Raw genomic sequence first — 26,626 nt, forward strand, 5'->3', positions numbered from 1 at the left:
GATTTATTTTGATAATTTATTCAAATGTTGACATACTGTGGATAACTTTAAATTTTAGCTCCTATTTTTGAAAATAACGGCGTGTTTTAAAAGTTATCCACAAAGTTATCCTTTTAGCGCTTAAAATTTCATCATTTTTATCATTAACGTCTGAGGTTACTATGTTCACCGGAATTATTGAAAGCACAGGAACGGTCAGCGAGCTAATGCCCGTCGGCGGTGATATTCGTTTACGAATTGACGCTCCGAATCTTGATTTTAGCGATGTGGCGCTTGGGGACTCCATTGCCTCCAACGGCATTTGCTTAACCGTGGTTGAAGTTGGCAAGCAAAGCTACGCCGTTGATGTTTCACGTGAAACAATCGCAAGAACGGCATTGGTCGAGCTAAAAACTGGCTCAACGGTTAATTTAGAAAAGGCAATGCTGCCCACCACGCGCTTTGGCGGTCATATCGTATCAGGTCATGTTGATGGCGTCGGGGTGGTCAAAAAGCGCAAGCAAGATGCGCGCTCCATTTATTTTGAAATTGCCATTCCTGAGGAGTTGGCGCGATTTGCGGCTACCAAAGGCTCTATCACGGTCGATGGGGTGAGCCTGACCAGCAATTTGGTAAAAGATAATATCGTTTGTTTAAATATCATCCCACACACCGCTCAGGTGACCAATATTGATCAGCATTGGCAAGTTGGCAGTCAGGTGAATATTGAGGTCGATGTGGTGGCGCGCTATTTGGAGCGCCTGCTAAATAAAGACTCGGTCGCAAAATCATCTGAGTCTAAAATTACAGAAGCTTTTTTAGCAGAAAATGGGTTTTTAAAATAAAGGTGATTTAACTTTGCCAATAACTTGATGGCATTAAATGATTTCTAAGCGCTTAAAAATCTGGTCAATACGTTTTTTAGCTGATCTTTATTGATGGGTTTGGCTAAAAAATCATTCATGCCAACTGCCAAACATTCTGCTTTGTCCTCATCGCTATTGTTCGCTGTGAGGGCAACAATGGTGATGTCATCACCCATTGCTCGGATGGCTTGGGTAGCTTGCAGACCATCCATATTAGGCATTCGGCAATCCATCAAAATCAGGGCAATGTCTTGTCGATGCGCTTTTAACACCTCAAGCGCCTTTTCGCCATCTTCGGCAAGTAAGCTGATATACCCCAGTTTTTCAAGCAGCTTTTGGGTGATTTTTTGGTTGGTCGGGTTGTCTTCTACAACTAAAATCAGTGAGGACTTTGTAGCAGTTAAAGGGTCAATTGGATCAGTAATCGATGTCGCTGCTGAGGATTGCGATGGTGCCAGTTGTGGTATTGCGTCAGGATGATCCGATTGATTTAAATTTGGCGGTGAAAGATTTAAGTTAACATCAAACGGCATTTGGGTTAATCGCGTCAGCTCAGATAACAACAGCGCCACGTCTAAAGGCTTGTTTAAAAAGCTGTCAAACTGATCTAAAAGGGCAGATGAAATGCCGCGCTCAGACTTCATGCTCATGAGTATTTTAGCAAGATTTGGGATTTCGATTAACTGCTTGAATAAATTGTGTGCAAAAGTCTCATGAGCGGCTAAATAGTATTCGTAATCAATAAGTAATATGGGAGTTTTAGTCGCTGGCAGCTTTGATAACGTAGCTTTAATGTCGTCTAAAGCTATCTCGTCAATCGTGGCGTAAAGCTGGGTGGTCAATGCCAAATGCTCGCCTAAGCGCTGAAGGTGATATTCACGAATCGGGTTGTTGATCACGCCGATCAGATGAATATGACTGAAATTATGAGTGGATAGATAAAGCGGTCGAAATTCAGGATATTGGCTTGGCAAAAATAAATCAAAACAGCTGCCATGATCTGATTGGCTGGTCAAAACGATAAAGCCGCCAAGCAAGTTGGCAAAGCTGTTTGAAATTGCAAGACCAAGACCACTGCCCCCAAATTGGCGCTGAATCTGCGAGTTGGCTTGGTTAAAATAAGAAAACAGTTGCTGCTGCTCCTCCTCACTGATGCCAATGCCCGTATCTTGAATACGAAAGCGAATCCAAGACTGCTGTTTTTGGGCAATGTCTTCTAGCCAATGATGAACTGGCGGCTCGATATGAGTTATCGCAACTGTGCTGAGCGCTTTATCACGTTTGGACTTTTTCTCATTTAATTTATCTTGAGCAATGCAGAGCATCTGATCGCTGTCAATAAAATCAACGATTAAGGCAACATGACCGGATGGGGTAAATTTGATGCTGTTATCAAGAAGATTCAGTAAAATTTGCCGAAGCCTGGTAGGATCGGTATGAATATATCGCGGGCAGTTGGGCATAAAGGCGTAAACCAGCTCTAAGCCTTTGCGTCTGGCGCTACCGATCATGAGCGTGCTGGTGTTTTGGCTGACTTTAAAAATATCCACCGGCTCATCAACAATCACGGCGTTTCCAGATTCAATCTTTGCCATCTCAAGCATGTCGTTGAGCAGCATCAGCATGGATTGGCTCGATTGCATTAGCGTCGCTAAAATCTCTTTTTGCTTGGCAGTAAAATCCTCGCTATCGATTAAATCAAGGGTGCCGATGATGGCGTTTAGTGGCGTTCGCAGCTCATGACCGATGACCGAGCGCAGTCGCGTCATCTCAAGGATGGTTTGATTTTGCGACTCAAGTTGGCGCTCAAGGGTTTGGGTTTGGTTCAACCATTTATCAACGTTACTAAGTACCGCAGTAAAGCCATGAATTTGACCGTGCTCACCAAACCAAGGCGTCATATGAAGCTGATAGGCAAGCTTATCTTCAAGACCGTAAACCAGCAAGGTTCGAGCGACCTTTTGATCACCAAGTCGGCTGAGCGCCTGTTGGGTCGTTTTATCGCTGCCCGTAACAAAATCGGTGAGCTTATAGCTTATGCCGCGCTGAAAGTTGGTCGTAAAAATTTGCTCAAAGCGTTGGTTAAAAAAACTGATTTGACCTTGGCGCATTACCATAAGCATCGGCAGCGGCGCTTTATCCACCAAGCGCTCAAGCCTGTGATTAAGCATTTTGATTCGCCGATGCTTTTGATGCAGATCGTGACTGATACGACCGAGCAGGTGACCTAAGCGCAAAAATTCAATCGGGGAGCTGGCATTATCAAAAGGCGGCGGAACATAGCTTTCTTTGGTGTCATTAATCAGCTGATCGGTATAAGTCAGCACCTGCTCCCAATTGCTGCGCCGTTTTAAAATAAATAGTAATGCCCCGATAAACAAACTGATCGCCACGATCAAAGGTAGCCATGACTCATAAGCTGTCCAGTCAATATGAATCGGGCGATGCTTGATGACCAAATACACCTGAGCGTTATTGTTTAAGTCAAAGGTTGCCGTCACCACATGATTGGTCAGCGTATAGTCGTCGCTGTGCTGATGAGGAAAAATAACCGTCGCAAATTTGGGTTCATCGGAGCGGTTGGCTCGGTGGATATAAGTTTGCCCCGAAGGCTGCATCAAAATCAGCTGATAGCTTAAGTCTTGAAACATCGGCTTTGCCAAAATGCTTTCAATGTCATCATTGCTTGGGGTATTTAAGCTTAAGATGTCAAATTTAAACGCGGCAAGTGCTTGCAAGCTTTGCTCTTGATGGTTTTTTTTAAGCACCACCACCATCATGGCATAATATAAGATCAACATCATGATGAGGGTCATTAAATAAAAAGTCAGCAAGCGTTTTAATGACTGAAACTGCGGCATGGCTTTTGATCCTAGCTTTTGACCCTAATGTAATGACAGCTTGTCATTAAAACCCTTTGTCACAATGAGGCTCTATCTTAACAAACAATGCTCGGGATAACGCCATCATTCTTAATGATTTTTGAGCCGTGTTTTAGCAAAAGAGACGAGCGGCAGATTGTAGCGGTTTTTAGTTAAGTTAGGAAAGTGATCAGGACAAAGAGAATAAAATTTAGGTTAAAGGTGAGTGATTATCCTTTGCTACTAACATCATCTTGGTGCAAAAGTCGCTTAATAAGCGGCGGGTAATCATAGCGCTATCAGCAAAACTTGCCTATAATGATCAATCAGCTGATGATGGCTGACGTGAGCATTTATTTTTATCGACCCTTGGAAAGACTAAAATGATGACCGAGCTGATTGCGCCGCCATTACGCGTGGTATTTGCAGGAACGCCTGAGTTTGCGGCAAAAAGCCTAGAGGCGCTTATTGAGCAGCAAGAAGCGCTGAATATTGAGATTGTCGCCGTTTATACTCAGCCTGATCGAAAAGCGGGTCGCGGTCAAAAGCTTGCCATATCAGCAGTAAAAGCTGTGGCGATTGCCAATGATATCGTTGTTCAGCAGCCATCTACCTTTAAAAAGTCGGTAACCGAGGGGCTAAATGCTCGAGAAACATTGCGATCTTATCATCCGGATTTGATGATTGTTGCCGCTTACGGGTTGATTTTACCAGTGGGCGTGTTGAGCATTCCCAAGTTTGGCTGCTTAAATATTCATGCCTCGTTGCTGCCGCGCTACCGCGGCGCGGCTCCCATTCATCGCGCGCTATTGGCAGGCGATATGGAGACGGGAATTACCATCATGCAGATGGATCAAGGCTTGGATACCGGCGATATGCTTTATAAAGTCAGCTGTTCAATTGAGCCAAGCGATACCGCAGCCAGCCTTCATGACCGCTTAGCCGATTTGGGCGCAAAGGCGATTATGACGGTGATTGGCGACTTGCCAAATTATCAAGCCAACGCCAAATCGCAAAAGGATAGCCTTGCCAATTACGCGCAAAAGCTGACCAAAGATGAAGGCTTAATTGATTGGAATATTTCAGCCAACCTCATTGAGCGGCAAATTCGCGGTTTAAATCCTTGGCCCGGAACATTTAGCTTTTTAAATGGCAAGCGAGTCAAGATTTTGGCGGCGTATCCGGTGGTGCTCAATTCGTCAGTTCAAGCGCCGTTTGGTCGCGTGATTAGCGTTGGCAAAAAAGCCATTTTGGTGGCTTGCGGCACAGATAACGCCGACAATGTTGATGACATTCAACAAACTGCCCTTGCCATCACTGAGTTGCAATTTGCAGGCGGCAAACCCATGAGCGCCGAGCAACTTTGTCACGGCAACCAAATCAATGACGGCGATGGGTTTGCAAATGATGCCAGCGCCGACCGCTCACTGTTTTAAAGAAAAATAAACCATGACTCAACATCTAAAAACGGACTCAAAAAATACCCGTGTTCTTATTGCCGAAGTTTTGATTGCCATTCAGCGCGGTCAATCGCTATCAAGCCTGCTTGATGGTCTGCTTGCCCGCGTTGGCAATGCTGACAAAAGCTTTGCTCATGCCTTGCTGCTTACCACGCTTCGGCATTGGCACGCTCAGTCGCGATTAATTGATAGCTTAGCTGACAATCCTATTGACGAGATTGAAGTTCGCACGGTGTTGCACTTGGGGCTGACGCAGCTATTGTATTTACAAGTTGCTGACCATGCGGCGATTCATGAAACGGTAGAAGCGGCTAAAGGTCTAGGATTTTCGCGAGCAACGGGGCTGATTAACGCCATTTTGCGAAAAGTGGCTAAAAACCCCAATAAGTTTCGTAAAAAAGTGGATAAAAATCACAGCTTGCCCAACTGGCTTGCCTATCAATTAAAGCAAGATTGGGCGGCTGACTATGACAGTTTAACCAAAACCTTGCGACAGCCTGCGCCGATGTTTTTGCGGGTCAATAACGTCGTTGAAAACGCGGATGATTATAAAAAAGCGCTGTTAGATAGTGGTATTGATTTTGAATCAATTTGCCAAACGATTGGGCTTAACATTGTTAGTAAGATGCCTGCTGATAAAGTGTCTGCTGACAAAATGCTTTCGAATAAAACTATCGCAAAAACCGAAGCGTTACGATTAGAAAGTAGCCTTTCGGTCAGCGCATTGCCAAAGTTTAGCGAGGGCGCTGTTAGTGTTCAAGACCTTCATGCTCAGCTTGCCGCGCCCATCATTCATCAAGCGCTATTATCACAATTAAAAAATGACAATAATAATGCTGATGCTGAGCCAATTCAAATTTTAGATGCTTGCGCTGCTCCTGGCGGGAAATTGGCGCATTGGCTTGATTTACTCAACCAAGATAAAGACAAGTTTCACGTGAAACAAATCAATATCAGCGCGCTCGATAATGACGCCAAAAGACTTGTGCGCGTTGATGACAATCTTGAGCGATTACAACTGACCAAATTGGCAAAAATTAACGTTCAAAATGTTTGCGCCGATGCCACCACTTGGCAGGAAGATGGTCAGGGCAACACTGGCGGCTTTGATGCCATTTTATTGGACGCGCCTTGTACGGCAACAGGCGTGATTCGCCGTCATCCGGACATCAGCTTGCTGCGCGTTGAGGACGATGTTGCCCAAACCGTAAAGTTGCAAGCGGACATTTTAGACAACCTTTGGTCGCAATTAAAAGCGGGCGGGTTTTTGTTATACGTCACGTGCTCAATTTTAAAACAAGAAAACGAGCAACAAATGCAGTCGTTTTTAGCCCGCCATCAAGAGGCAGTGGCAATTGAATTTAATGATGATTGCAGCTTTGGCATCACGCAAAGTGTTGGTCGACAGTGCTTGCCTTTAGATACGTTAGGCGGCGATGGCTTTTATTTTGCCTTATTACAAAAACCAGCGAAAAATTAATCAGTCGCTGTTATTTTTAATTTTATTCTTTATTGAGAGTTGCTATGAACTATATCAGTACTCGTGGTAATACCAAGCCGATGGCATTTAGTGATGTGCTTTTGATGGGGCTTGCTCCTGATGGTGGCTTGATGCTTCCTGAAACTTATCCGCAAATTGATTCAGCGACGCTTGATGCTTGGCGAAAGCTCAGCTATCCCGAGCTTGCGTTTGCCATCATGTCGCTGTTTGCCACCGACATCCCAAAAGAAGACTTAAAAGACCTCATTGATCGCACTTATACGGCAGAAGTTTTTGGCTCAAAAGACATCGTTCCGACCCGAAAACTGGGCGAAAACTTGCACATTTTAGAGCTGTCCAATGGTCCAACATTGGCGTTTAAAGACGTTGCCATGCAGTTTTTAGGCAATGCGTTTGAGTATGTCCTCAAACAAAAAGGCGCGCGCTTAACCATCATTGGTGCAACCAGTGGCGATACCGGAAGTGCGGCAGAATACGCCCTTCGCGGTAAAGACAACATCGAAGTCTTTATGTTATCCCCAAATGGCAAAATGAGCGCCTTTCAGCGGGCGCAAATGTACAGCCTCATGGATGACAATATCCATAATATCGCCGTTGAGGGCATGTTTGACGACTGCCAAGATATTGTTAAAGCGCTCCAGCAAGATGCCAAATTTAAAGCCGATTACGATTTAGGAACGGTCAACTCCATCAATTGGGGTCGGATTTTGGCGCAAATCGTTTATTATTTTAAAGCCTATTTTGCAGTGACCAGCAGCAACAATGAGCGCATAAGCTTTTGCGTGCCCTCAGGCAATTTTGGTAATATTTGCGCCGGTCACATTGCCCGCGAAATGGGATTGCCGATTGAGCGCTTAATTGTGGCAACCAATGAGAACGACGTGCTCAACGACTTTTTTAACCAAGGTGCTTATAACCCGCGATCGGCAGACAAAACGTTTGTGACCTCAAGTCCCTCGATGGACATCTCAAAAGCGTCAAACTTTGAGCGCTTTGTTTATTTGCTGCTGGATAAAGACAGCCATCGCGTAAATGACTTGTTTGATGGGGTGAAATCTGGTCAAGGTTTTGACTTGTCTGATCTCATGGAAGCGATCAATAAGCGCTATGGCTTTGCTGCTGGCAAGTCAAGCCATCAAGACCGCCTAAATACCATTAAGCGCGTTTATGAAGAATTTGGCGAGTTGGTTGATCCACATACTGCCGATGGCATCAAGGTTGCTCGTGAATTACAACAGCCTAATGAAGTGATTATTTGCGCGGAAACCGCGCTTCCTGCCAAATTTGCCGAAACGATTGTCGAAGCCGTTGGTGAAGTTGACCTGCCGCGACCTGAACATACGCAAGGCTTAGAAGAGCTGCCACAAAAAGTGACCGTTCTTGATAACGATGCTAACTTGGTTGCTGAACAAATTAAAAAGTTCGTCAAACCAAATTCTGCAAACGCTTAAATTTAGCTTATTAATATAAAAAGCTCTTTTGTTTCACGTGAAACAGAGGAGCTTTTTTTTAATTTATAAGTTTAAAAAGTCCAAATAAAAGTTACCCTTTTGTAAAAAAGTGTTTAATATTGTGGTATGGTAGTCGCAAAATATTTATTTCATAATTTTACTTTAAGTGCTTGCTGCGCGAACTAAATAAGGGAGTTCTCCATGGCTTGAGAGCTTCTTGGTGGCGGCTTGGCGCTTGCAATTGACTTAGCTGGAATTAACAATGACCCATCGTCTCTCAATGCTGACCAAAGCTGTAGCTGCCATCGTAGTTAGTAGCGCGCTGTTGATGAATACCGCTGTTGCCAACAACCCGCCACCCACCATCAAAGCCGATGCCCCCAACCGCTATACGGTCAAAAAAGGTGATACGCTTTGGGACATTTCAGGACGCTATTTGCAAAGCCCTTGGCGCTGGAAAGAGATTTGGGCAACCAATAAGCAAATCAAAAACCCTAATTTAATTTATCCAAACGATGTGCTGATTTTGTGCGTGATTCAAGGAAAAACGCTGGTTGGTGTAGACACCGGCGAGGGCTGCGTAGGCGTTGAGGCGCAGTTGACCGGAGCTGTGGTCACGACAGCGGTAGCAGTGACCTCAGCGGCAAATAGCATCCCGCCGATCCCTTGGTCAGCGATTCAGCATTGGCTTGATAAAACCATCATCATTAATGCAAAGGACTTTAATACCACCCCGTACGTTTTGGCGTCCAAAAATCGCAATTTGATCACAGGCGTGGGCGATAAAGTTTATGCCAAAGGTATTCCGCTGATTGTCGGTCAGCGCTATGGCATTTACCGCGAAGGTCAGCCGTACGTTGACCCAACCACTCAGCGCGTCATTGGTCTTGAAGTCACGCAGGTGGCAACTGGACTGGTAACAGATGCCAACACCGATGGAATTACCAGCCTTCAGTTGACCGGCTCTTATGGTAAAGAAGTCCGCGAAGGCGATCGTGTGTTTGTTGAGCTTGATCACGCCATCCCGCCGGTGTTTTATCCTGCGCCTGCTCAGGTGTCACGCGGTGGCATGATCGTTCGGGTGCTCGATTCGATCAGCTCAGCGGCGCGTGGTAGTGTGGTGGCAATCAACTTGGGCAGTCGTCATGGTGCAAAACCGGGCGATGTATTAAGTGTTTATCAAAAAGGACCGTTAATTCGTGATATTCGCGACAATGATGCGCCCGTTCGTCTGCCAAGCGAGCAAAGCGGCATGGTCATGGTGTTTAATACCTTTGATGACATCAGCTATGCTTATGTTTTGGAGTCAGAACTGCCACTGAATGTCGGTGATAAATTGTTGCCGCCGCCTTCTTTATAGGGAATAGGTGATGGTCATGACGGTAACTATGACGGCTGATAATCGATCAGCGCTTGCCCTTTGGTTTGAGGTCAACTGCTCATTAAGCGCTTATCAAAAGCTTATGTTAAAGTTTGGGTCGGCATTAAGCGCTTGGCAGGCAAGCGCTTCTGAATGGCAGCAGCTTGGCATTCACAAGCTTCATATTGAGCGCCATAAAGATAACGCGGCAACGCTTAAATTTATCGAAACGATTGAAATTGGACTTGCTCGGCAAAAGTATCAGCTAATTTTTGCCGATCATCCAGATTTTCCGCTAAATTTACTTGAGCTTTTTGACCCGCCGCCCTTGATATTTTATCAAGGTAATATTAAGCGCTTGGTTGAGCCGCAAATTGCGATTGTTGGTAGCCGAAAGCCAAGTGCTCATGCGCAAAAAATCACTTTTGATTTGGCGCAATATCTGGCGCAGTCCGGACTTGTTATCACCAGCGGTCTTGCGATGGGCGTGGACAAACGCGCTCATTTAGGGGCGCTTTTGCAATCTGATCCCAGATATCAAGGTCGAACTATTGGCGTCATGGGAACAGGGATTGACGTTTGCTACCCCAATCATCATGACCAGTTGATCGCGCAAATCATCGATCAAGGCGGCTGCATTATCAGTGAGCTGCTGCCAAAGACGCCACCGCAGCGGCATACCTTTCCGCGACGCAATCGCTTGGTGGCAGGATTAAGTGCCGCCACCATCGTCACGGAAGCAGCGCTAAAAAGCGGCTCGCTCATTACCGCAAGGCTTGCCTCCGAGCAGGGCAAGCAAGTTTTTGCCGTGCCAAGTCATATTGATAATGTCAATGCTGAGGGCTGCCATCATCTGATCCGCGAGGGCGCAACGCTCATTTATCATCCTGATCAAGTGCTGATGGATGTCAGTTGGCAATTGCCAACGGCGGTTACGGCTAATGTCAATGATGCGCCATACGAAAAGCCTTTATTACCAAAACGACCAGCGCCCAGCAATACGACTGATAATCAACCCAAAGCGGTCAGCTATCACGTCAAAAAAGCCTTACCGCAAGCTTTGATGGTTCCCGATCATCTCAATAGCATTTATCAACGGCTTGATTGGCATGGTCAAGATTTGGATGCTTTGGTGACAGCCACAAAAATCAGCCCGCCTGAGCTGATCGGTCAGTTGATGGAGCTTGAGCTTTTAGGCGCCATTCGTGAGCAAGGCGGTCGTTATTTGCGCGTTTAGTCGTGGTATTATAAGCTTTTTAACATGATGCTTTGCCATGACTTGTTTAACCGATAGCAATCCTTCTTTGAATCATGATTTAGTTACTAACGATATTTCACAAGCCGCAACGTGGCTAAAAAACGGTCAGTTATTGGCGTATCCCACCGAAAGCGTTTGGGGTATTGGTTGTGATCCATTTTGCCAAAATGCCGTTCACAACTTGCTTACCATCAAGCAGCGACCGATAGCAAAAGGTTTGATCGTGGTGACGGACAGCATTTCGCGCATTGAGCCGTTTTTAGCGCCACTCACTGCCGATCAGCGCGAGCAAATCCTTCAAAGCTGGCAGTCAACTCCAAACAGCCAAAATCAAGCCAAAACGTGGTTGCTTCCCCTCCCAAAAAATCTTGATCCGCAAATCCCAACTTGGGTGACAGGCGCTCATCAAAGTCTTGCCATCCGCGTTATCAATCATCCACTTATCCAAAAACTTTGCGCTGCTCTTGTCAATGACGCCAATCCATTTGGCTTTTTGGTATCGACCAGTTGTAACTTAACCGGTCAGCCGCCAGCGCTTAACTTGGATGATGCGCTAAGCTATTTTAGATCATCAGTCGCGGCGCAACATGTACAGTATTTAGCAGGCGATACGCTTGGTTATGAGCTTCCAAGCCAAATCCGTGATGCCATCAGCGGACAGCTTATTCGCTAAAGCTTGCTAAAAACTACCATCAATCTAAAAGCTACCGTTAGTCTTAATGAGTTTACCGTTTGTCGATGATTCCTTTAATAACGTAAACCTCTACAATTGTCCTCTTGTAATTGGTCGTCATGATTTGCCAAACTGTCTTTATCAATGAAAAATATCGTAATAAAAGCAGCGATTTACAAAATAAGGATAAAGCAATGAACGTATTAATCAGCGGTGGCAGCGGGTTTTTGGGGCGAGCGTTAAGTGACGCGCTTATCAGCCAAGCCCGTCAGCAAAATGACGGCATCAAGGAGCGGGTAAAGGTGACTTGGCTGTCGCGAAACGCGAATCAAGATCACAATGATGATATCGATATCATCACTTATGAGGAATTAAAATCGCGATCGCAAGCTGAGCCACATTTTGACGTGATCGTCAATTTAGCAGGGGCAGGGATTGCCGATTCGCGCTGGAGCGATGATCGTAAAAAAGCGCTTATGGCAAGCCGGATCAAACCAACGGAGGCAATTTTAGAATTTATTGCTAAAGCTGCGATTAAGCCCAAATTGCTGTTGAGCGGCTCGGCGGTTGGTTGGTATGGCGTCCAAGGCGACACCCCACTTGATGAAGCAAGCCCTGCCAATCCAGACTTTGCCCATAAGCTTTGTGAAAAGTGGGAGCAGCTTGCCATGACGGCTTTAGACTTTGGCGTTCCGGTTACCATCGTTCGCACCGGCATTGTCATTCATCCTGAAGGCGGTATGGTCAAGCGCTTATTAAAGCCATTTAAGCTTGGTCTTGGCGGCAAGCTTGGTGATGGCGCGCAAATCATGAGCTGGATCAGCCGTGAAGATTGGGTTCGCGCGGCGATTTTTGTGATCAATCATCAGCTATCAGCAAATGATAAGATCACCGATGTTAATAACGAGCGCGATAGCAGCAATAACACCAAAGCCCAAGTTTTTAACTTTACTGCACCAAATCCGGTCACCAATCTTGAATTTACCCAAGCGCTTGGTCGTTTTGTTCATCGACCAACGATCATGAGTTTGCCCGCGCCAGTGCTCAAAGCGATGTTTGGTGAGATGTCCACACTTTTGCTCGAGGGTCAAAAGGTCTTACCAAAGGCATTGCTTGAATCAGGATTTGAATTTCACCAGCCAACCCTTGAGCAAGCGCTTGGTATTAATTCTAAGTAATGGTTTTTAAGGCTGATTTCTAACGAATTATTCCTAGTTCGTTTTTTTGTTTCACGTGAAACTTTAATTATGATTTGGTTATTTGTACTCATTTCGCAAGGGCTGGCGGTATCTACCAGCCTGATTTTATCTTGGTTATTGCGCTTAAAAAGTCGCAAAGTCATCATTATCTGGGTAGCTCTCGTTTTTATCATTAATAATTTGGCGCTCAGTTATGGGTTAAGCGAGTTTTGGCGCGAGCGCTTTCATGTGTATTTGGTCATCAGTATTTTGCAAGGCTTTTTGCTTTATGCCGCGGTGATCACTGTGGTTGTTATGCTGATCGCTTGGGTAATTAAACGGTTTCAACATCAAAACTCAGCTTTTCAGTCAGGAGTTGATCATCTATTTCGCGGCGTTTTTCTAATAAGCTACCTTGCCATTGTCGCGACGGCTTTATTTTCAGCCTATTCACCAACGACGCGATATTTGACCCTTGAAGTTGATAAACCCCTGCCTGCGCCGCTAAAAATTGCGCTCGTTTCTGACACGCATTTGGGGCGCTGGTTTGGCAATGGTCAGCTGAAAAAATTGGCAACTTTGATTGATGATAATAATGTGGATACGGTACTTTTTGCCGGCGATATCATGAATGACAGCACCTATTATTTTGACAAATACCAAATGCAAAACGCGCTTTCCCAAATCAAAGCGCCGCTTGGGGTATTTGCGGTACTTGGCAATCATGACTATTCAGGAAATCAAGTTGCCATTGCCAAAGCAGTAGAAAATGCTGGAATTACGGTCATTGACAATAAAAAAGAGCTCTTAAATGATGAGCTTTGGCTGGTTGGGCGCTCGGATGAAACCGACCCAAACCGTCCTGCTGCTAGAGACTTGCTTGCAGGAACGGAAGGTAATAAGCCGATTGTATTTTTGGAGCACAGCCCAAGCGCAGTGATCGAAATTGGCGAGCTTCCCATTGATATTCATTTTTCAGGGCATACGCATGGCGGTCAGATTTTCCCATTAACTTCGCTAATGAAACTGGTCTTGCCCATCGCTTACGGTCAGCAGCAGTTTTATGATACGCAGTTTTTGGTGACCTCAGGATTTGGCTTTGGCGCCGTGCCGTTTCGTTTGGGGACGCGATCGGAGATTTGGATTGTCACTTTAAAATCAAAGACTTAAAATTAGTTTTTAAAATGACAACCCATATAAAATAACAAACCATAAAAAACCGCTAATTACGAGCGGCTTTTTACTAGGGCGTGACCTCATTTTAAAATGATAAAAATGAGATAACTTAAAGCAGATAAATCAAAAAGCAGATAAATCAAAGCCCAGCAAGGGATTTAAAATCCGCTTCATTAAAGTCATCGCTGTGGGTGATGACAACCGTGCCTTTGTCCATGTTGACATTGACCCATTTTACACCTGATAATTTTCCTGCCGCTTCAATCAATTCATTAGCCGCGCTTTGGTCAGCGACTGTTAACTCATAACTGGTTTGTGCCATAAATCGATCCTTATTATAGTAAAACAGTATCGTAAGATAGTATCGTAAAACGTCAGAAAATAACAAAATAGCTTGGGGTTAATCTAACAAAACTTATCGAAGCTTTATAGTCAGTTTAAGCAACAAAATGTGCAGCTCGTCGAAATACTATTAAAAAAGTGAAAGTATTAGGATGATTGGTCGTGGATTAACGGCTGAACAAAGGCAATGAAGTCGTTGATAATTAAATTGGTTTCTTGATGAAGACCGTGGTGAACGCCGGCTAAATGCAAAAACCCATGCGGCGCGCCATTGACCAAATGTGTTTTGGTAACCACGCCATCTGCCTCAAGACTTTTTGCATAAGCGATGGCTTCATCGCGCAAAATATCAAGCTCAGCAGCAACCACAAAGCTTGGACAAAGTTTTGAATTGTCCCCCGCCATCGGTGAGATGAGCGCATGCGATCGCATCAACTCACTTTTTTGGATATAAGCGGAGTCAAAGACCATCACGTCCTCATGATCGAGCAGTAAGCCTTTGCCGTAAAGCGACCAGCTTGGATAATCGATATTGCTGTCGGTGACTGGATAAAATGCCAGCTGAGCAATCGGCGGGGTCAGCCCTGCAACGTGGCGAAAAATTTGAGTGCTGATGTCATCGTCTTGAAGGCTTTGCTCTTGAGCGCTTTTATCTTGATAATCAAAATGTTGGCTTTTGCTCAACTGCTGCGCCACCAGTGCTGACAGGCAGCCGCCTGCGCTGTCGCCTGCCACAATGATATTTTCAGCTGAAGCCCCAAAATCTTTGGCATGTCGTGATACCCAAGCGAAAGCTGCAAGGCAGTCTTTGAGCGCAGTTGGCGCAGGAAACTCGGGCGCTAAGCGGTAATCGGCGCTAATGACCGTCCAGCCAGATTTGGCGCAAAGCTGATAGCAAAGCTCATGATGGGTGTCGACATTGCCAATACAAAAGCCGCCACCGTGAAAATAAAGCAGTATTGGTAAAGATTTTGCGCGGTTTTTTTGATCTTGCGAACAAGAGTGATAGCAGCGAATGAGCATCTCGCCGTCATCGGCGTTAGCAATCAGTTGGTCTTGCCAATGAACGTTTTGGCTAAAAATTTTGTTACCCAAAATAGCTTGGCACAACGGATGGCTGAGTGCCGATCGATCAAGCTTTGCATTTCGCCAAACCATCGGTGATTGTAGCGCCACCACATAAGCATCAAAGCGGCGCCGAAAAGCAACTAAATGCGCCAAATCAAGCGGCTGGCGAATTTTACGATTAATGCCAAAAATCAGGCGCAAATGCGCGTCTGCGTTTGGATAGTCCGTTTTGGTGGGCGCGCCAATTTGCCGATTGATGCGCTCAATGACGCGATCTGGCAACAAGCCGACGGCTTTTAGCGCAAAATATAAATGATGATCGTGATAAATCGCAATCGGCTGGTAAGCCATAGCCTTAATTTCTTGTAAAGTGCTCAATGGCGCTGATGTTGACAAGTTAGCGGTTGGCATTGCCAAATTGCTCTTGCGGTCAAGTGGTGAGCTTGGCTTATTTTGTGGTTTAATGCTTGAGTTAATCGCCGATTTTAACCAAGACAGTCCTAACTCTTGCAGTTTTTTTGCCAGTTTTTGCCCCAATGTTTTGCTCGTGTCCGCTTCGGTTGGCTGCTGATAAACCTTTAAATCCTGTTGAATCACCGTCATCATCCTCTCCAAGTTTTTTTGCTCAATTTGCTCTGCTGCTCAATTTTTATTAAAAGTTTTGCTTCATCTCATTTTTTATCAGTTTTTTTAATTAGCTATTAACGCTTTTTTGGTAAAACTTGCCGCATTGTTTAAATCCTTTGTCAAATTACCGCCATCATAAAAGGCAATTTTCCATAATTTAAGCCATGTTCGGTCATCTTTGGTAATCAATCCGTAACTCACCACTTTTGGTATAAAAAATCCTGAGCTTTAACCTTGAAATCATAGCGGTTCGCCTTTATCAATTCGCTATTGCAATCCAAACCATAATTAAGCGTTTTTACTGGTCATTGTGTCAACGCTGTGCAAACTCTTGTTTGCTTTATGCAGCGTTCACCCAATTAAAATCACGATTTGCTATATTTTGTTAGGATTACTGCCCCAACAAATAACAATCATAAGGAGATATCATGAGCGAGCAGACCCCAAACCATAAGTTTGATACCAAAGACCCAAAAGCTGCGCAAAGCAACATCGAGCGCGAGGACAGTGTTCTTGAGGAAACCCTTGAGGAATTTGACCCAAAAGTCAATGATGGTAGTCACGAGACCATCAAAAGCGAGATTGATTTAAACGCATTTCATGAGCGCATAGCTGAGCTTGAAGGCGAGGTCAAACAAGCCAAAGAGCAAACCGCCCGCGCCAATGCCGAAGCTTATAACGCGCAAAAACGCATGGAGCAAGAAGCCGATAAAAGCAAAAAATTTGCCCTGCAAAAATTTGCCAAAGAGCTTTTAGACATTGTTGATAACCTTGAGCGCGCCATCGACAATGGCAGCGCGGACGATGCGGTGACCGAAGGCGTGGTATTGACCCACAAAGCGTTATTAAACGTTCTCAATAAGCATGGCGTTGACGTTATCGACCCCAAAGGCGAGGACTTTAACGCCGATTTTCACGAAGCGGTAGGTATCGATACCGAAGCTGCTGCCAATACCGTGGGCGAAGTCTTGCAAAAAGGCTATAGCTTAAACGGTCGATTATTGCGCCCTGCCATGGTTCGCGTGGGTCAATAATAACGTTTGGCATAGGAATTGGCTTTTAATTAAAAACTTTTAAAATGAGTGTTTAAAACCTATTCCTTAAGAACAGTGCGGATTTTCACAAAACTTCACATTAAATTGAAAATTTGCTGTTTAGATGCCTTGAAAATTAGCGTAAGAAAACCGATATAAAGCAGCAAGTCAGCGTTCAAGATTATCTATTGTAAATTAAGCCGCATCAAGACAGATAACTTCCAGATAATTTCATATCTGCTCAAACTGCTTGCGGCACAATTATTATTGAGCGCCATATTTTGCTAAAAATCATTCAGCAATAACAACATTGGAGAAAAATAATGGGAAAGGTAATTGGAATTGACTTAGGAACCACCAACTCTTGCGTGGCAGTGATGGAAGGCGACAGCGTTCGCGTCATTGAAAACGCCGAAGGCACGCGCACCACGCCATCGATCGTCGCTTATAAAGACGAAGAAATCTTGGTCGGTCAGTCTGCAAAACGCCAAGCCGTCACCAACCCAACCAACACCTTATTTGCGATTAAGCGCCTTATTGGTCGCCGTTTTGATGACAAAGTCGTTCAAAAAGACATTGGAATGGTGCCTTATAAAATTGCCAAAGCCGACAATGGCGACGCTTGGGTTGAAATCAATGGCAAAAAATTAGCACCACCACAAGTTTCTGCTGAAATCTTGAAAAAAATGAAAAAAACCGCCGAAGATTATCTTGGCGAAACCGTTTCTGAAGCGGTAATTACCGTTCCTGCATATTTTAACGACTCTCAGCGTCAAGCTACCAAAGATGCCGGTAAAATCGCCGGTCTTGATGTCAAACGCATCATCAACGAGCCAACTGCCGCTGCTTTAGCTTACGGTATGGATAAGAAAAAAGGCGACAGCGTTGTTGCAGTTTATGACCTAGGCGGCGGTACGTTTGACGTATCGATCATTGAGATTGCCGACGTTGAAGGCGAGCAGCAATTTGAAGTATTGGCGACCAACGGTGATACGTTCTTGGGCGGTGAAGACTTTGACTTAGCGTTGATTGATTACTTGGTAAGCGAATTCAAAAAAGACCAAGACGTCAACCTAAAAGGCGACTCACTTGCTATGCAGCGCCTAAAAGAAGCGGCTGAAAAAGCTAAAATCGAGCTATCAAGCGCCCAAAGCACCGAAGTGAACTTGCCTTACATCACTGCTGACAGCTCAGGACCTAAGCATTTGGTCGTGACCATCAGCCGCTCAAAACTTGAAAGCTTAACCGAAGAGCTGGTTCAGCGCACGATGGAGCCTTGCCGCATCGCGCTTGCAGATGCCGGACTAAAAGCTTCTGACGTGAATGATGTGATCTTGGTTGGCGGTCAAACTCGCATGCCATTGGTTCAACAAAAAGTTCAAGAATTCTTTGGTCAAGAACCAAGAAAAGACGTGAACCCTGACGAAGCAGTAGCAGTTGGTGCAGCGATCCAAGGCGCGGTATTGTCCGGTGACAAAACTGACGTGCTACTACTTGACGTGACCCCATTGACTTTGGGTATCGAAACCATGGGCGGCGTGTTAACGCCAATCATCGAAAAGAACACCATGATTCCAACCAAAAAATCACAAGTGTTCTCAACGGCGGAAGACAATCAGCCTGCGGTGACCATTCAGGTTTACCAAGGCGAGCGTAAAATGGCAAACCAAAACAAATTGCTTGGTCGTTTTGACTTGACCGACATTCCACCAGCACCACGCGGAATGCCACAAATTGAAGTCACCTTTGATATCAACGCTGATGGTATCATGAACATTTCAGCCAAAGACAAAGGCACAGGAAAAGCGCAAAGCATCCAAATCAAAGCCGACTCTGGACTTTCGGATGAAGAAATCGAACAAATGGTTCGTGACGCCGAAGCCAACGCCGCTGAAGATGAGAAATTTGCTAATCTTGCTCAAGTTCGTAACGAAGCCGATGGTCGCATCCATGCCGTTCAAAAAGCACTAAAAGATGCGGCGGATAAAGTCTCAAGCGATGAAAAATCAGCAGTTGAATCGGCAATTAGCGATCTTGAAGCGGCAACCAAAGAAGACGATCATGACGACATCAAAGCCAAACTTGAAGCGCTTGATAACGCCTTCTTGCCAGTAAGCCAAAAAATCTACGCGGACACTGATTCAGGCGCTGCCGGAATGGATCCAAGCCAGTTCCAACAAGCAGCAGATGGTCAGCAAGGCGCTCAAAGCACTACTGATGATGACGTGGTCGATGCTGAATTTACCGAAGTTAATGACGACAAAAAATAAGTAGTTATTAACTTAGTTAATAAACAAAAAACGCAGCCTTAAGGGTTGCGTTTTTTTATGCCTATTTTTAAAGCAGCCTTGTTAAACCACTAAATTAAGGTTTGATGGCTGAAATAAGAAGCGCGTCGTAAGTTAATATCACCTCTGTCGGCTTATTTGGATTAAAAAATTGCGCTTGGTATTGTTTGATAAATTCCGCAAGTTTGGCTTTAGTCCAAACAAACGCTTTTTGCGGGCAATTGGTCGAAACGCCAGTTAATTTCATGTGTTTCAGCACCGCCATCGGATCGGCAAAAGATAGGTCAAAGCGTTTGGTGGTGATTTGAATTTGGGTAAATCCAGCTTGAATTAAGCGCGCTTGCCAAGCATCTTTGCTTGGGTAATTAAGACCTTGACCGGTTAAGGCTTTGACTTGCAAAAAATGCTTAGGGGAGAAGGTATTAAATAACAGTTGACCGCCAGAATTTAGACTAAAAAATGCCTTATCCACCAAACTTAACGGCTCATCAAACCATTGAATGGCATTGGCGCTAATGATTAAGCTAAAGTTTTGACCAAAATCTAACGTTTCAGCGTCGCCAATAATGATAGTAGCTTTTGGCAAAATAGCTTGCAGAGTATCACGTTGGCAAGCTGCAAGTTCGTTAATGACGATATCATCGCCGTCCACATTTTGCGCCAAAAGCTTAGTCAGCTGACCCGTTCCCGCGCCGATTTCAAGAATTTTGAATTGCTCGGCTTCTAAAATTTGCTCAATAAGCTGCTCACAAATTTCGCGTTGAATGGTGGCGTGGTAATCATAATTAAAAGCGCTCGCAAAATGTTGAGCGATGGCTTGTTTGCGAAGGTTTTGAGAGTGGCTAATGGCTTGGGTCATGATAAACAGGCGACTTAAAAAGAGTAGTTTTGCAATATAAGTATAAATACTTTTGAGAAAAGACTAGAGCGCGGCAATAAGTGTTTTAACGTCATCGCCGCTCATTGCCGCATTCATGACCAATCGTAGTCTTGCGGTATTGACAGGAACGGTTGGCGGGCGGATCGCTTGAACATAAAATCCGGCAGCTTTAAGCGCTTCTGCCTTTTGTAGCGCGCGCGCATTGCTTCCCAAAATATAAGGAATAATCGGCGTGGCGATGTTTTGCGGTGGCAAAGTAAACCCGTTACTGTCGTTTTTTTGGCTAATGGCTTTATAAAGCTCATTTGAGATTTGTCTTAAATGCTTGCGCTCTGCCAAAAGCTTCGGCATTTTTGCCAAAATAAAACGCGTCCAAGCGTGATTTATTGGCGGCAATGCGGTGCTAAAAATCAGCGGTCGCATTTGATTGATGAGCCACTCTTTTGCAATATCATCACAAAAAATATAAGCGCCAACCGAGGCAAAGGCTTTGCCAAACGTTCCCACCAAATAGTCAATATCGGTAAGCGTTCCGGACAATTCTGCAAGTCCCAAGCCTTGATGACCTAAAACGCCTACCGCATGAGCTTCATCGACATAAAGCTCAACGCGAGCGTCATTCGCTTTGATTGCCGCAAGCTTTTGCAAATCTGCGCAATCGCCATCCATACTAAAAATACTTTCGGTGACGATGATGATGCGTTTGGCATCCGATTTTGCAACCATCAGAGCAAGCTGATCATAATCATTATGACGATAGCGGCGATAGCTGCAATGACGGCTTTGGCTGAGTTTAATCCCATCAATCAAGCTGGCATGAACCAACTTGTCCGCTAAAATCAGCGTTGGCAAATCAATTGCCGTCAGCGCCGGCAAAATCCCCAAATTGGCATGATAGCCGCTGTTGATAACGAGCGCAGCTTTTTTATGGAGGGCTTGATCGTCAGTCAATGCAGCGTGATGCCAAGCTGCTAAATCAGCTTCAAGTTGTTGTAACTCATCGCTATTTCCCGTAATCAGCCGCGAGGATACTGCGCTCATTTTTGGCAACTCAAAGCAGTTGGCAGTCACTTTTTCAAAAAATTCAGTCTGCAAATCGCTATTTGTGGATAATCCTAAGTAGTCATTACTGGCGATATTTAGCATCAGCTGATCGCCATCTTTAATATAACATCCAGATTGCGACAATTGGGTCAGTTGCCGGTATTGCTGCTTGTTTTTTAGCGTCATTAATGCCGATTGCAAAGCCTGAGTCATTGCCATTTAGTTGTCCTTAAGCTTTAAAAGTAGTCATTAATGTCAAAGATTTGAGACGAAAATTATCATTTCGGTATTCACTTAACGATTATAATGACTTTAAAAATTTTATAAGCCATCAAAGCGTCAAAAATCGCGATAATTATTAGCTAAAATATTGCTAAACACCAGCTAATGTAACAAAAGTTTTCATAGCACCGGCTTTGTAACTCAGCAGATGACAAATAATAGCAAAAATTAACTCGCGACCTATTAAACACTGACAGAGAAAACGACATGATTTGTTACTATATAATCATCGTTAACAGACAAGGCGATGGTTTGAAAAGATACTCTTTATCAAACTTGGATGATTCCAACTAAATAAATAACTTGTTTGTAAAAGTGATTTTAAGGAGATGACGATGAAAACGCTACAAAAAACTCTACTTGCTCTTGCAGCTGGATCATTACTTACTGTAGGCGCTCAAGCAGCCGTCTCTTATGGCAACGGCTATACTGGTCAACCTTATGTTGGCGCAAAAGTAGGTAAATTTGATCTTGATGTAGATGGCGCAAAAGATCCAACCGCTTATGGTGTTGTTGCTGGCTACAACTTTGATCCAAACTTCGGCGTTGAAGCTGAATATGTTGGATCAGATGATGCCGATTACTACAACGGCGACATCGATGCCAAAACTTACGGCGCTTATGGTACTTACCGCTATGGCTTCCCAAATACCGGACTTTACGCAAAAGGTAAACTAGGTATCGCTGAAACTAAAGTGAAAGGCTCAAGCACTTTCCGCAATGTGGACAGCAGCAAAACTAGCCTAGCAGGCGGTGTTGGTCTTGGCTACTCAGTGAATCCAAACTTCGGTCTTGAAGCTGAATACGACATTTTAAATGGCGATACCAACTTAATGACGGTTGGCGCTAACTTAAAATTCTAATAATGGCTTAATAGCTTAATATAAATCAAATTTTATATTAATAAGTTAATAGCTAAAAGTCCTAAAAAACGATCACCTTGAGTGGTCGTTTTTTTTTGCTTTTAAAAATTTACGCTAATTATGCGATTGAAAATATTGAATTTTTACTTGGCAATTCGGCAATTTTCATAACAAAAGTATGTTACATTATTAATCAGTGATCACTAAAATTTTAAATCTAACGGTTTAAATTGCTAACAAGGAGCCGTGATGGAGTGGATGTTTGCTGTTGAGCCGTGGCATTGGTTGGTTCTTGGAATTGTGCTGATGATTGTGGAGATGTTTATTCCCACGTTTGCCAGCCTTTGGTTTGGGGCGGCAGCGATAATAGTTGCCGCTTTAGCTTGGTTACTGCCGATCTCGATACTTTGGCAAGTGCTAATTTGGCTAGGTTTAGCTGTGCTACTGATGATTGCTTGGTTTAAATATATCAAACCTCTATCGGTCGATCGCACCAAAGCGGGGCTTGGCGGCAGTGTGATTATTGGGGAAACGGGAATGCTTATTGTCAAACCCCAAGGCAATCAATTGGGTCGCGTTCGATTTAGTGTTCCGATTGTTGGCGCCGATGAGTGGTTTTGCCGGACTCGCGAGCAAGGAGTTGAGGTTGGTGATCGTGTCGTTGTGGTCGATATCAGCGGTAATGAGTTGATTGTCGCGCCAGCAAAGCGCTTGGATGAGCAAGTTATTTCTCATAAGGCATGATAACTTTTTAAACAAATAAAGAAGCCAAATAAACCGCTAAGATTTAACAAATAATTAGGAGAACATTGTGATAAGGAGAACATTATGGGGTTAACTATTGTTATTTTGGTGCTGGTATTATTGGTGGTATTCACCATTTTTAAAGGGGTTCGTATTGTTCCGCAAGGCTATAAGTGGATCGTCCAGCGCCTTGGGAAATATCATCAAACCTTAGAGCCGGGGCTCAATATCATCATCCCTTATGTGGATTCGGTCGCTTATAAAGTGACCACTAAAGACATCGTTCTTGATATTCCCTCGCAAGAAGTTATCACCCGCGATAACGTGGTGATCATTGCCAATGCTGTATCTTATATCAATATTGTTCATCCTGAGCGCGCGGTTTATGGCATTGAAGATTATGAATATGGCATCCGCAATTTGGTGCAAACCTCGCTCAGATCGATCATTGGCGAGATGGATTTGGACAGCGCGTTATCAAGCCGCGATCAAATCAAAGCTCAATTAAAGCTTGCGATTTCTGAGGATATCTCCGATTGGGGAATCACCTTAAAAACAGTTGAAATTCAAGATATTAATCCCTCATCAACCATGCAAATGGCAATGGAAGAGCAGGCCGCCGCCGAGCGTCAACGCCGAGCAACCGTTACCCGAGCTGATGGTCAAAAACAAGCGGCGATTTTGGAAGCGGATGGCAGATTGGAAGCCTCGCGCCGTGACGCTGAAGCTCAAGTCGTGCTTGCCAAAGGTTCTGAAGAGTCCATTCGCTTGATTACCGGTGCGATGGGCGAGGAAGAAATGCCGATCATTTATTTATTAGGTGAGCAGTACATCAAAGCTATGCGCGATTTGGCAGAATCAGACAACTCAAAAATGGTGGTATTGCCTGCCGATATTTTAACGACCGTAAAAGGCTTGGTTGGCGATAAAATCAAAACCTAGTTTAAAAGTCATTTGCATCATTAACTTGAGCCAAAGTTAAATTAATTTAGATTTTAATTGAAACTAATTATCATTTATATTACTATTTATAAATTTTAACAATCCAGCAATTTTTAGCATCGGTTTATTAAGATTTGCTAAGAAATGCTGTGAAAGTTAACGCATTTATTATTAAGTGATGATTTGAGCACAAAAAATAGCCGCAAGTTGGATTGTTTTTTGTGCTGATGGCTCAAGGATTTTTTATGTCAAGTCAAGCAAAGAGCCGCCGCTGTGCGGTTTTACTTCCCACCTTTCGCTTATCCTACCTTCAGTTTTGCTTAGCGGTTATGGGCGCCTCAACCCTGATTAGCGCGCAAGCTATGGCAGCGACCGCAGAAGAAGAATTGGCTGATAAGCCGTCAGCGACGCTTGATACCATTGTGGTAAAAGCTGCCAAAGATGAGCTAAAACAAGCCGCAGGACTGTCCATCATCGGCGAAAAGACGCTTGAAAATCAGCCTGTTAGCAATGACATTGCCGAAATTGTTCGTAAAATGCCAGGGGTAAATTTATCGGGATCATCAACCTCAGGTCAGCGCGGCAACCAGCGCCAGATTGATTTGCGCGGTATGGGACCTGATAACACGCTCATTTTGATTGATGGTCGACCAGTGACCGCGCGAAATGCCATTCGCTTAGGTCGCGCAGGCGAGCGTGACAGTCGCGGCGACTCGCAGTGGGTGCCGCCATCCGCCATTGAGCGCATCGAGGTGCTTCGGGGTCCTGCAGCGGCGCGTTATGGCTCAGGAAGTATGGGCGGCGTGGTCAATATCATTACCAAATCGCCAACTCAAGCGGAATACTCTATCACCGGTCATTATGAATATCCTGAAAACGATCTTGAAGGCGCAAGCTGGCGTACTGGGGTCAATATGGCAGGTCCCATCAACGATAAATTGTCCTATCGAACCACGCTTGGCTACCACGACAGCAAGCCCGATGATGCTTATATTAATGCCGATTCTGCTGTGACGGACTCAAAAGGCAATAAATCCATTGCCGCCGGTCGCGAAGGGGTTCAAAATGTTGACGTTCGCCAACTGTTTGAATACGCGATGGATGCCATCAATACCTTTGGCGTTGAAGTCAACTTTAGCAACCAAAAAAATCGCTGGGCGGGTGATTCACAATTTCAAGTCATCAATGAGGATTTGATTAATGACTTGTACGGGACAACCACCAATGAATTGACCCGCTATGGCGTGGCGTTAACCCATAAATATGACACGGACAACACGCGCGCCAACAGCTACCTTGAATTTAACCGAATGGACAATGAGCGCTTAGGCGAAGGTCTTGCCGGCGGCGGTGAAGGTCAGATTGCAACGCCTGAAAATGGCGATCGCCAATGGACAAAGTCTAAATACGACACGTTAAATGCCAAGTCAGAATGGGATTTATACTTTGATCGCCATACGGTCACCGCAGGCGGCGAGTTTCGCGGTGAGCGCTTAAATGACTCAGCAAGTAATCAGCAAAAAATCGCGGATGGGTCGATTGATATCCCAGGAACCAGTAACGATCCGAGCAGCCGTGATCCCATTTCCAAATCTTATTTGATTGGCGCTTATGTTGAGGACAATTATCAAGTTACCGATGATTGGTTTGTGACCCCAGGGCTTCGCGTGGATTATCATGACAAAGCGGGAGTAAATTTATCGCCCAGTCTCAACTCAACTTGGCACTTTAGCCCCAATTGGTCAGTAAAAGCGGGGGTCAGCCGCGCCTTTAAAGCGCCCGGATTGTTCCAATTGAACCCCAACTATGTGTATTACACCAAAGGCAACGGCTGTCCTGATGGTCAAAACAGCGCCTTTGCTGGCGGGAATAACGGTGGCGGCTGTTATGTGTTAGGAAATCCGGATTTGGACAATGAAACCTCGCTAAATAAAGAGTTAACCTTCACTTATGATGATGGCACAGGACTTGGCGCAGGATTGACCTATTATCATAATGATTATAAAAATCGCATTGCCGCCGGTTACACCGATTTTGATCCAGAAATTGCGGATCAAAATAAAGCGGGTGTTTACCGCTGGGAAAACCAAGGCGATGCCATCATTGAAGGTCTTGAAGGCTTTGTGACCGTTCCTGTCACTGATAGCTTGGTTTGGAACACCAACTTGACCACCAATTTGCGCTCGGAGCGTAAAGACAATGGTGAGGCGCTCTCCTTAATCCCGCGCTATACGGTCAATACCAACGTTGATTGGAACGTGACACCTGACTGGTACGCCGGTCTTGGGGTCAGCTATTACGGCAATATTACCGCGCCCAAGCGCTCAGTGACGACCAATGATCCCTTGCAAGGCGAGCTTTTGGATGTCAAGCCTTATGCCGTGGTTGACGTCAATACCCGATATCAAGTGACGGACAATTTAAGCCTTGGGGCTGGTGTTAAAAACTTATTTGACGAAACCGTGAAGCGTGAAGGCACCGGCGTCAATGCAGGAGCGCGAACCTTTAATGAGCCGGGGCGTTATTATACCGCGAGCATCAAGCTTGATTTTTAATTTGCAATTTAAAATAAAAAAAGCTGCTTGATTTGAGCGGCTTTTTTATGGCTCACTTTCAAACGCACTGTCTTATGGCTGTCATAATTTTTGCTTACACTAAGCTTGCTGATTTAATTTTGATGGGTGGTAATTGATTATTTTTTAGGGTGATCAGCATTTTTATAAAAGGGTAATTATAATGATTTTAAAGC

At 44.6% G+C, this 26,626-nt stretch carries 20 protein-coding genes; 15 read left to right on the forward strand and 5 right to left on the reverse strand.

Annotated features, from left to right (window positions below; genetic code table 11):
• The first annotated feature begins 161 nt into the window (after positions 1–161).
• The gene (locus HF322_RS07345; RefSeq protein ID WP_169392753.1) at positions 162–824 is read left to right on the forward strand and encodes a riboflavin synthase; all 663 of its coding nucleotides are present in this window, start codon (positions 162–164) and stop codon (positions 822–824) included.
• 44 nt (positions 825–868) lie between these two features.
• On the opposite strand, the gene HF322_RS07350 is transcribed toward HF322_RS07345, so the two are convergent.
• The gene (locus tag HF322_RS07350; protein ID WP_169392754.1) at positions 869–3,706 is read right to left on the reverse strand and encodes a response regulator; all 2,838 of its coding nucleotides are present in this window, start codon (positions 3,704–3,706) and stop codon (positions 869–871) included.
• 383 nt (positions 3,707–4,089) lie between these two features.
• Here HF322_RS07350 and fmt point away from each other — a divergent pair, with 383 nt between their 5' ends.
• The 8 genes from fmt (at position 4,090) to HF322_RS07390 (ending at position 13,757) form a co-directional block, all read left to right on the forward strand.
• A complete protein-coding gene (gene fmt, locus HF322_RS07355; RefSeq protein ID WP_169392755.1) occupies positions 4,090–5,142 on the forward strand; it encodes a methionyl-tRNA formyltransferase in 1,053 nt (350 codons plus the stop codon).
• 13 nt (positions 5,143–5,155) lie between these two features.
• Entirely contained in the window at positions 5,156–6,646 is a 1,491-nt protein-coding gene (gene rsmB / locus HF322_RS07360; RefSeq protein ID WP_169392756.1) for a 16S rRNA (cytosine(967)-C(5))-methyltransferase RsmB, read from the forward strand.
• 44 nt (positions 6,647–6,690) lie between these two features.
• Positions 6,691–8,118, forward strand: coding sequence for a threonine synthase (thrC, locus tag HF322_RS07365; RefSeq protein WP_169392757.1), 1,428 nt, complete (start codon positions 6,691–6,693; stop codon positions 8,116–8,118).
• 262 nt (positions 8,119–8,380) lie between these two features.
• The gene (locus HF322_RS07370; protein WP_169392758.1) at positions 8,381–9,478 is read left to right on the forward strand and encodes a LysM peptidoglycan-binding domain-containing protein; all 1,098 of its coding nucleotides are present in this window, start codon (positions 8,381–8,383) and stop codon (positions 9,476–9,478) included.
• Between the two features lie 16 nt (positions 9,479–9,494).
• The gene (dprA, locus tag HF322_RS07375; protein WP_169392759.1) at positions 9,495–10,715 is read left to right on the forward strand and encodes a DNA-processing protein DprA; all 1,221 of its coding nucleotides are present in this window, start codon (positions 9,495–9,497) and stop codon (positions 10,713–10,715) included.
• 37 nt (positions 10,716–10,752) lie between these two features.
• The gene (locus tag HF322_RS07380) at positions 10,753–11,409 is read left to right on the forward strand and encodes a Sua5/YciO/YrdC/YwlC family protein (protein ID WP_169392760.1); all 657 of its coding nucleotides are present in this window, start codon (positions 10,753–10,755) and stop codon (positions 11,407–11,409) included.
• Positions 11,410–11,603: 194 nt separating this feature from the next.
• Entirely contained in the window at positions 11,604–12,587 is a 984-nt protein-coding gene (locus tag HF322_RS07385) for a TIGR01777 family oxidoreductase (protein ID WP_169392761.1), read from the forward strand.
• A gap of 69 nt (positions 12,588–12,656) precedes the next feature.
• On the forward strand, positions 12,657–13,757 hold the full coding sequence (locus HF322_RS07390) for a metallophosphoesterase (protein ID WP_219848193.1): 1,101 nt from the start codon (positions 12,657–12,659) through the stop codon (positions 13,755–13,757).
• Positions 13,758–13,902: 145 nt separating this feature from the next.
• Here HF322_RS07390 and HF322_RS07395 read toward each other — a convergent pair whose 3' ends face one another.
• Both HF322_RS07395 and HF322_RS07400 read right to left on the reverse strand, forming a co-directional pair.
• Entirely contained in the window at positions 13,903–14,085 is a 183-nt protein-coding gene (locus HF322_RS07395; protein WP_169392762.1) for a hypothetical protein, read from the reverse strand.
• A 167-nt stretch (positions 14,086–14,252) separates the two neighbouring features.
• On the reverse strand, positions 14,253–15,776 hold the full coding sequence (locus HF322_RS07400) for an alpha/beta hydrolase (RefSeq protein ID WP_169392763.1): 1,524 nt from the start codon (positions 15,774–15,776) through the stop codon (positions 14,253–14,255).
• 452 nt (positions 15,777–16,228) lie between these two features.
• Between HF322_RS07400 and grpE the strand changes: the two genes are divergently transcribed.
• Positions 16,229–16,834 (forward strand): nucleotide exchange factor GrpE, encoded by a 606-nt coding sequence (grpE, locus tag HF322_RS07405; RefSeq protein ID WP_169392764.1) that lies wholly within the window; start codon positions 16,229–16,231, stop codon positions 16,832–16,834.
• A gap of 323 nt (positions 16,835–17,157) precedes the next feature.
• Entirely contained in the window at positions 17,158–19,104 is a 1,947-nt protein-coding gene (gene dnaK / locus HF322_RS07410) for a molecular chaperone DnaK (protein ID WP_169392765.1), read from the forward strand.
• Between the two features lie 94 nt (positions 19,105–19,198).
• On the opposite strand, the gene HF322_RS07415 is transcribed toward dnaK, so the two are convergent.
• Together HF322_RS07415 and HF322_RS07420 are read right to left on the reverse strand one after the other, a co-directional pair.
• The gene (locus HF322_RS07415; RefSeq protein ID WP_169392766.1) at positions 19,199–19,981 is read right to left on the reverse strand and encodes a methyltransferase domain-containing protein; all 783 of its coding nucleotides are present in this window, start codon (positions 19,979–19,981) and stop codon (positions 19,199–19,201) included.
• 63 nt (positions 19,982–20,044) lie between these two features.
• A complete protein-coding gene (locus HF322_RS07420) occupies positions 20,045–21,265 on the reverse strand; it encodes an 8-amino-7-oxononanoate synthase (RefSeq protein ID WP_223193218.1) in 1,221 nt (406 codons plus the stop codon).
• 398 nt (positions 21,266–21,663) lie between these two features.
• Between HF322_RS07420 and HF322_RS07425 the strand changes: the two genes are divergently transcribed.
• The 4 genes from HF322_RS07425 (at position 21,664) to HF322_RS07440 (ending at position 26,432) form a co-directional block, all read left to right on the forward strand.
• The gene (locus HF322_RS07425) at positions 21,664–22,191 is read left to right on the forward strand and encodes a porin family protein (protein WP_169392767.1); all 528 of its coding nucleotides are present in this window, start codon (positions 21,664–21,666) and stop codon (positions 22,189–22,191) included.
• Between the two features lie 258 nt (positions 22,192–22,449).
• Complete coding sequence (locus tag HF322_RS07430; protein WP_169392819.1) at positions 22,450–22,935, forward strand: NfeD family protein; 486 nt, start codon at positions 22,450–22,452, stop codon at positions 22,933–22,935.
• 84 nt (positions 22,936–23,019) lie between these two features.
• A complete protein-coding gene (locus tag HF322_RS07435; RefSeq protein WP_169392768.1) occupies positions 23,020–23,877 on the forward strand; it encodes an SPFH domain-containing protein in 858 nt (285 codons plus the stop codon).
• A gap of 245 nt (positions 23,878–24,122) precedes the next feature.
• Positions 24,123–26,432, forward strand: coding sequence for a FepA family TonB-dependent siderophore receptor (locus tag HF322_RS07440; protein ID WP_223193219.1), 2,310 nt, complete (start codon positions 24,123–24,125; stop codon positions 26,430–26,432).
• Positions 26,433–26,626 lie beyond the last annotated feature (194 nt).

This window comes from Psychrobacter sp. MF31, from assembly GCF_012847335.1.
Taxonomy (GTDB): domain Bacteria; phylum Pseudomonadota; class Gammaproteobacteria; order Pseudomonadales; family Moraxellaceae; genus Psychrobacter.

Bases quoted from the DNA above. Each gene is read 5' to 3' on its own strand.
- HF322_RS07425 (WP_169392767.1), top strand. From the start codon at position 21,664: ATGAAAACGCTACAAAAAACTCTACTTGCTCTTGCAGCTGGATCATTA.
- HF322_RS07415 (WP_169392766.1), bottom strand. From the start codon at position 19,981: ATGACCCAAGCCATTAGCCACTCTCAAAACCTTCGCAAACAAGCCATC.
- HF322_RS07390 (WP_219848193.1), top strand. From the start codon at position 12,657: ATGATTTGGTTATTTGTACTCATTTCGCAAGGGCTGGCGGTATCTACC.
- dprA (WP_169392759.1), top strand. From the start codon at position 9,495: ATGACGGTAACTATGACGGCTGATAATCGATCAGCGCTTGCCCTTTGG.
- dnaK (WP_169392765.1), top strand. From the start codon at position 17,158: ATGGGAAAGGTAATTGGAATTGACTTAGGAACCACCAACTCTTGCGTG.
- HF322_RS07420 (WP_223193218.1), bottom strand. From the start codon at position 21,265: ATGGCAATGACTCAGGCTTTGCAATCGGCATTAATGACGCTAAAAAAC.
- thrC (WP_169392757.1), top strand. From the start codon at position 6,691: ATGAACTATATCAGTACTCGTGGTAATACCAAGCCGATGGCATTTAGT.
- grpE (WP_169392764.1), top strand. From the start codon at position 16,229: ATGAGCGAGCAGACCCCAAACCATAAGTTTGATACCAAAGACCCAAAA.
- HF322_RS07380 (WP_169392760.1), top strand. From the start codon at position 10,753: ATGACTTGTTTAACCGATAGCAATCCTTCTTTGAATCATGATTTAGTT.
- HF322_RS07430 (WP_169392819.1), top strand. From the start codon at position 22,450: ATGTTTGCTGTTGAGCCGTGGCATTGGTTGGTTCTTGGAATTGTGCTG.
- HF322_RS07400 (WP_169392763.1), bottom strand. From the start codon at position 15,776: ATGACGGTGATTCAACAGGATTTAAAGGTTTATCAGCAGCCAACCGAA.
- fmt (WP_169392755.1), top strand. From the start codon at position 4,090: ATGATGACCGAGCTGATTGCGCCGCCATTACGCGTGGTATTTGCAGGA.
- HF322_RS07345 (WP_169392753.1), top strand. From the start codon at position 162: ATGTTCACCGGAATTATTGAAAGCACAGGAACGGTCAGCGAGCTAATG.
- HF322_RS07440 (WP_223193219.1), top strand. From the start codon at position 24,123: ATGTCAAGTCAAGCAAAGAGCCGCCGCTGTGCGGTTTTACTTCCCACC.
- HF322_RS07385 (WP_169392761.1), top strand. From the start codon at position 11,604: ATGAACGTATTAATCAGCGGTGGCAGCGGGTTTTTGGGGCGAGCGTTA.
- HF322_RS07350 (WP_169392754.1), bottom strand. From the start codon at position 3,706: ATGCCGCAGTTTCAGTCATTAAAACGCTTGCTGACTTTTTATTTAATG.
- HF322_RS07435 (WP_169392768.1), top strand. From the start codon at position 23,020: ATGGGGTTAACTATTGTTATTTTGGTGCTGGTATTATTGGTGGTATTC.
- HF322_RS07395 (WP_169392762.1), bottom strand. From the start codon at position 14,085: ATGGCACAAACCAGTTATGAGTTAACAGTCGCTGACCAAAGCGCGGCT.
- HF322_RS07370 (WP_169392758.1), top strand. From the start codon at position 8,381: ATGACCCATCGTCTCTCAATGCTGACCAAAGCTGTAGCTGCCATCGTA.
- rsmB (WP_169392756.1), top strand. From the start codon at position 5,156: ATGACTCAACATCTAAAAACGGACTCAAAAAATACCCGTGTTCTTATT.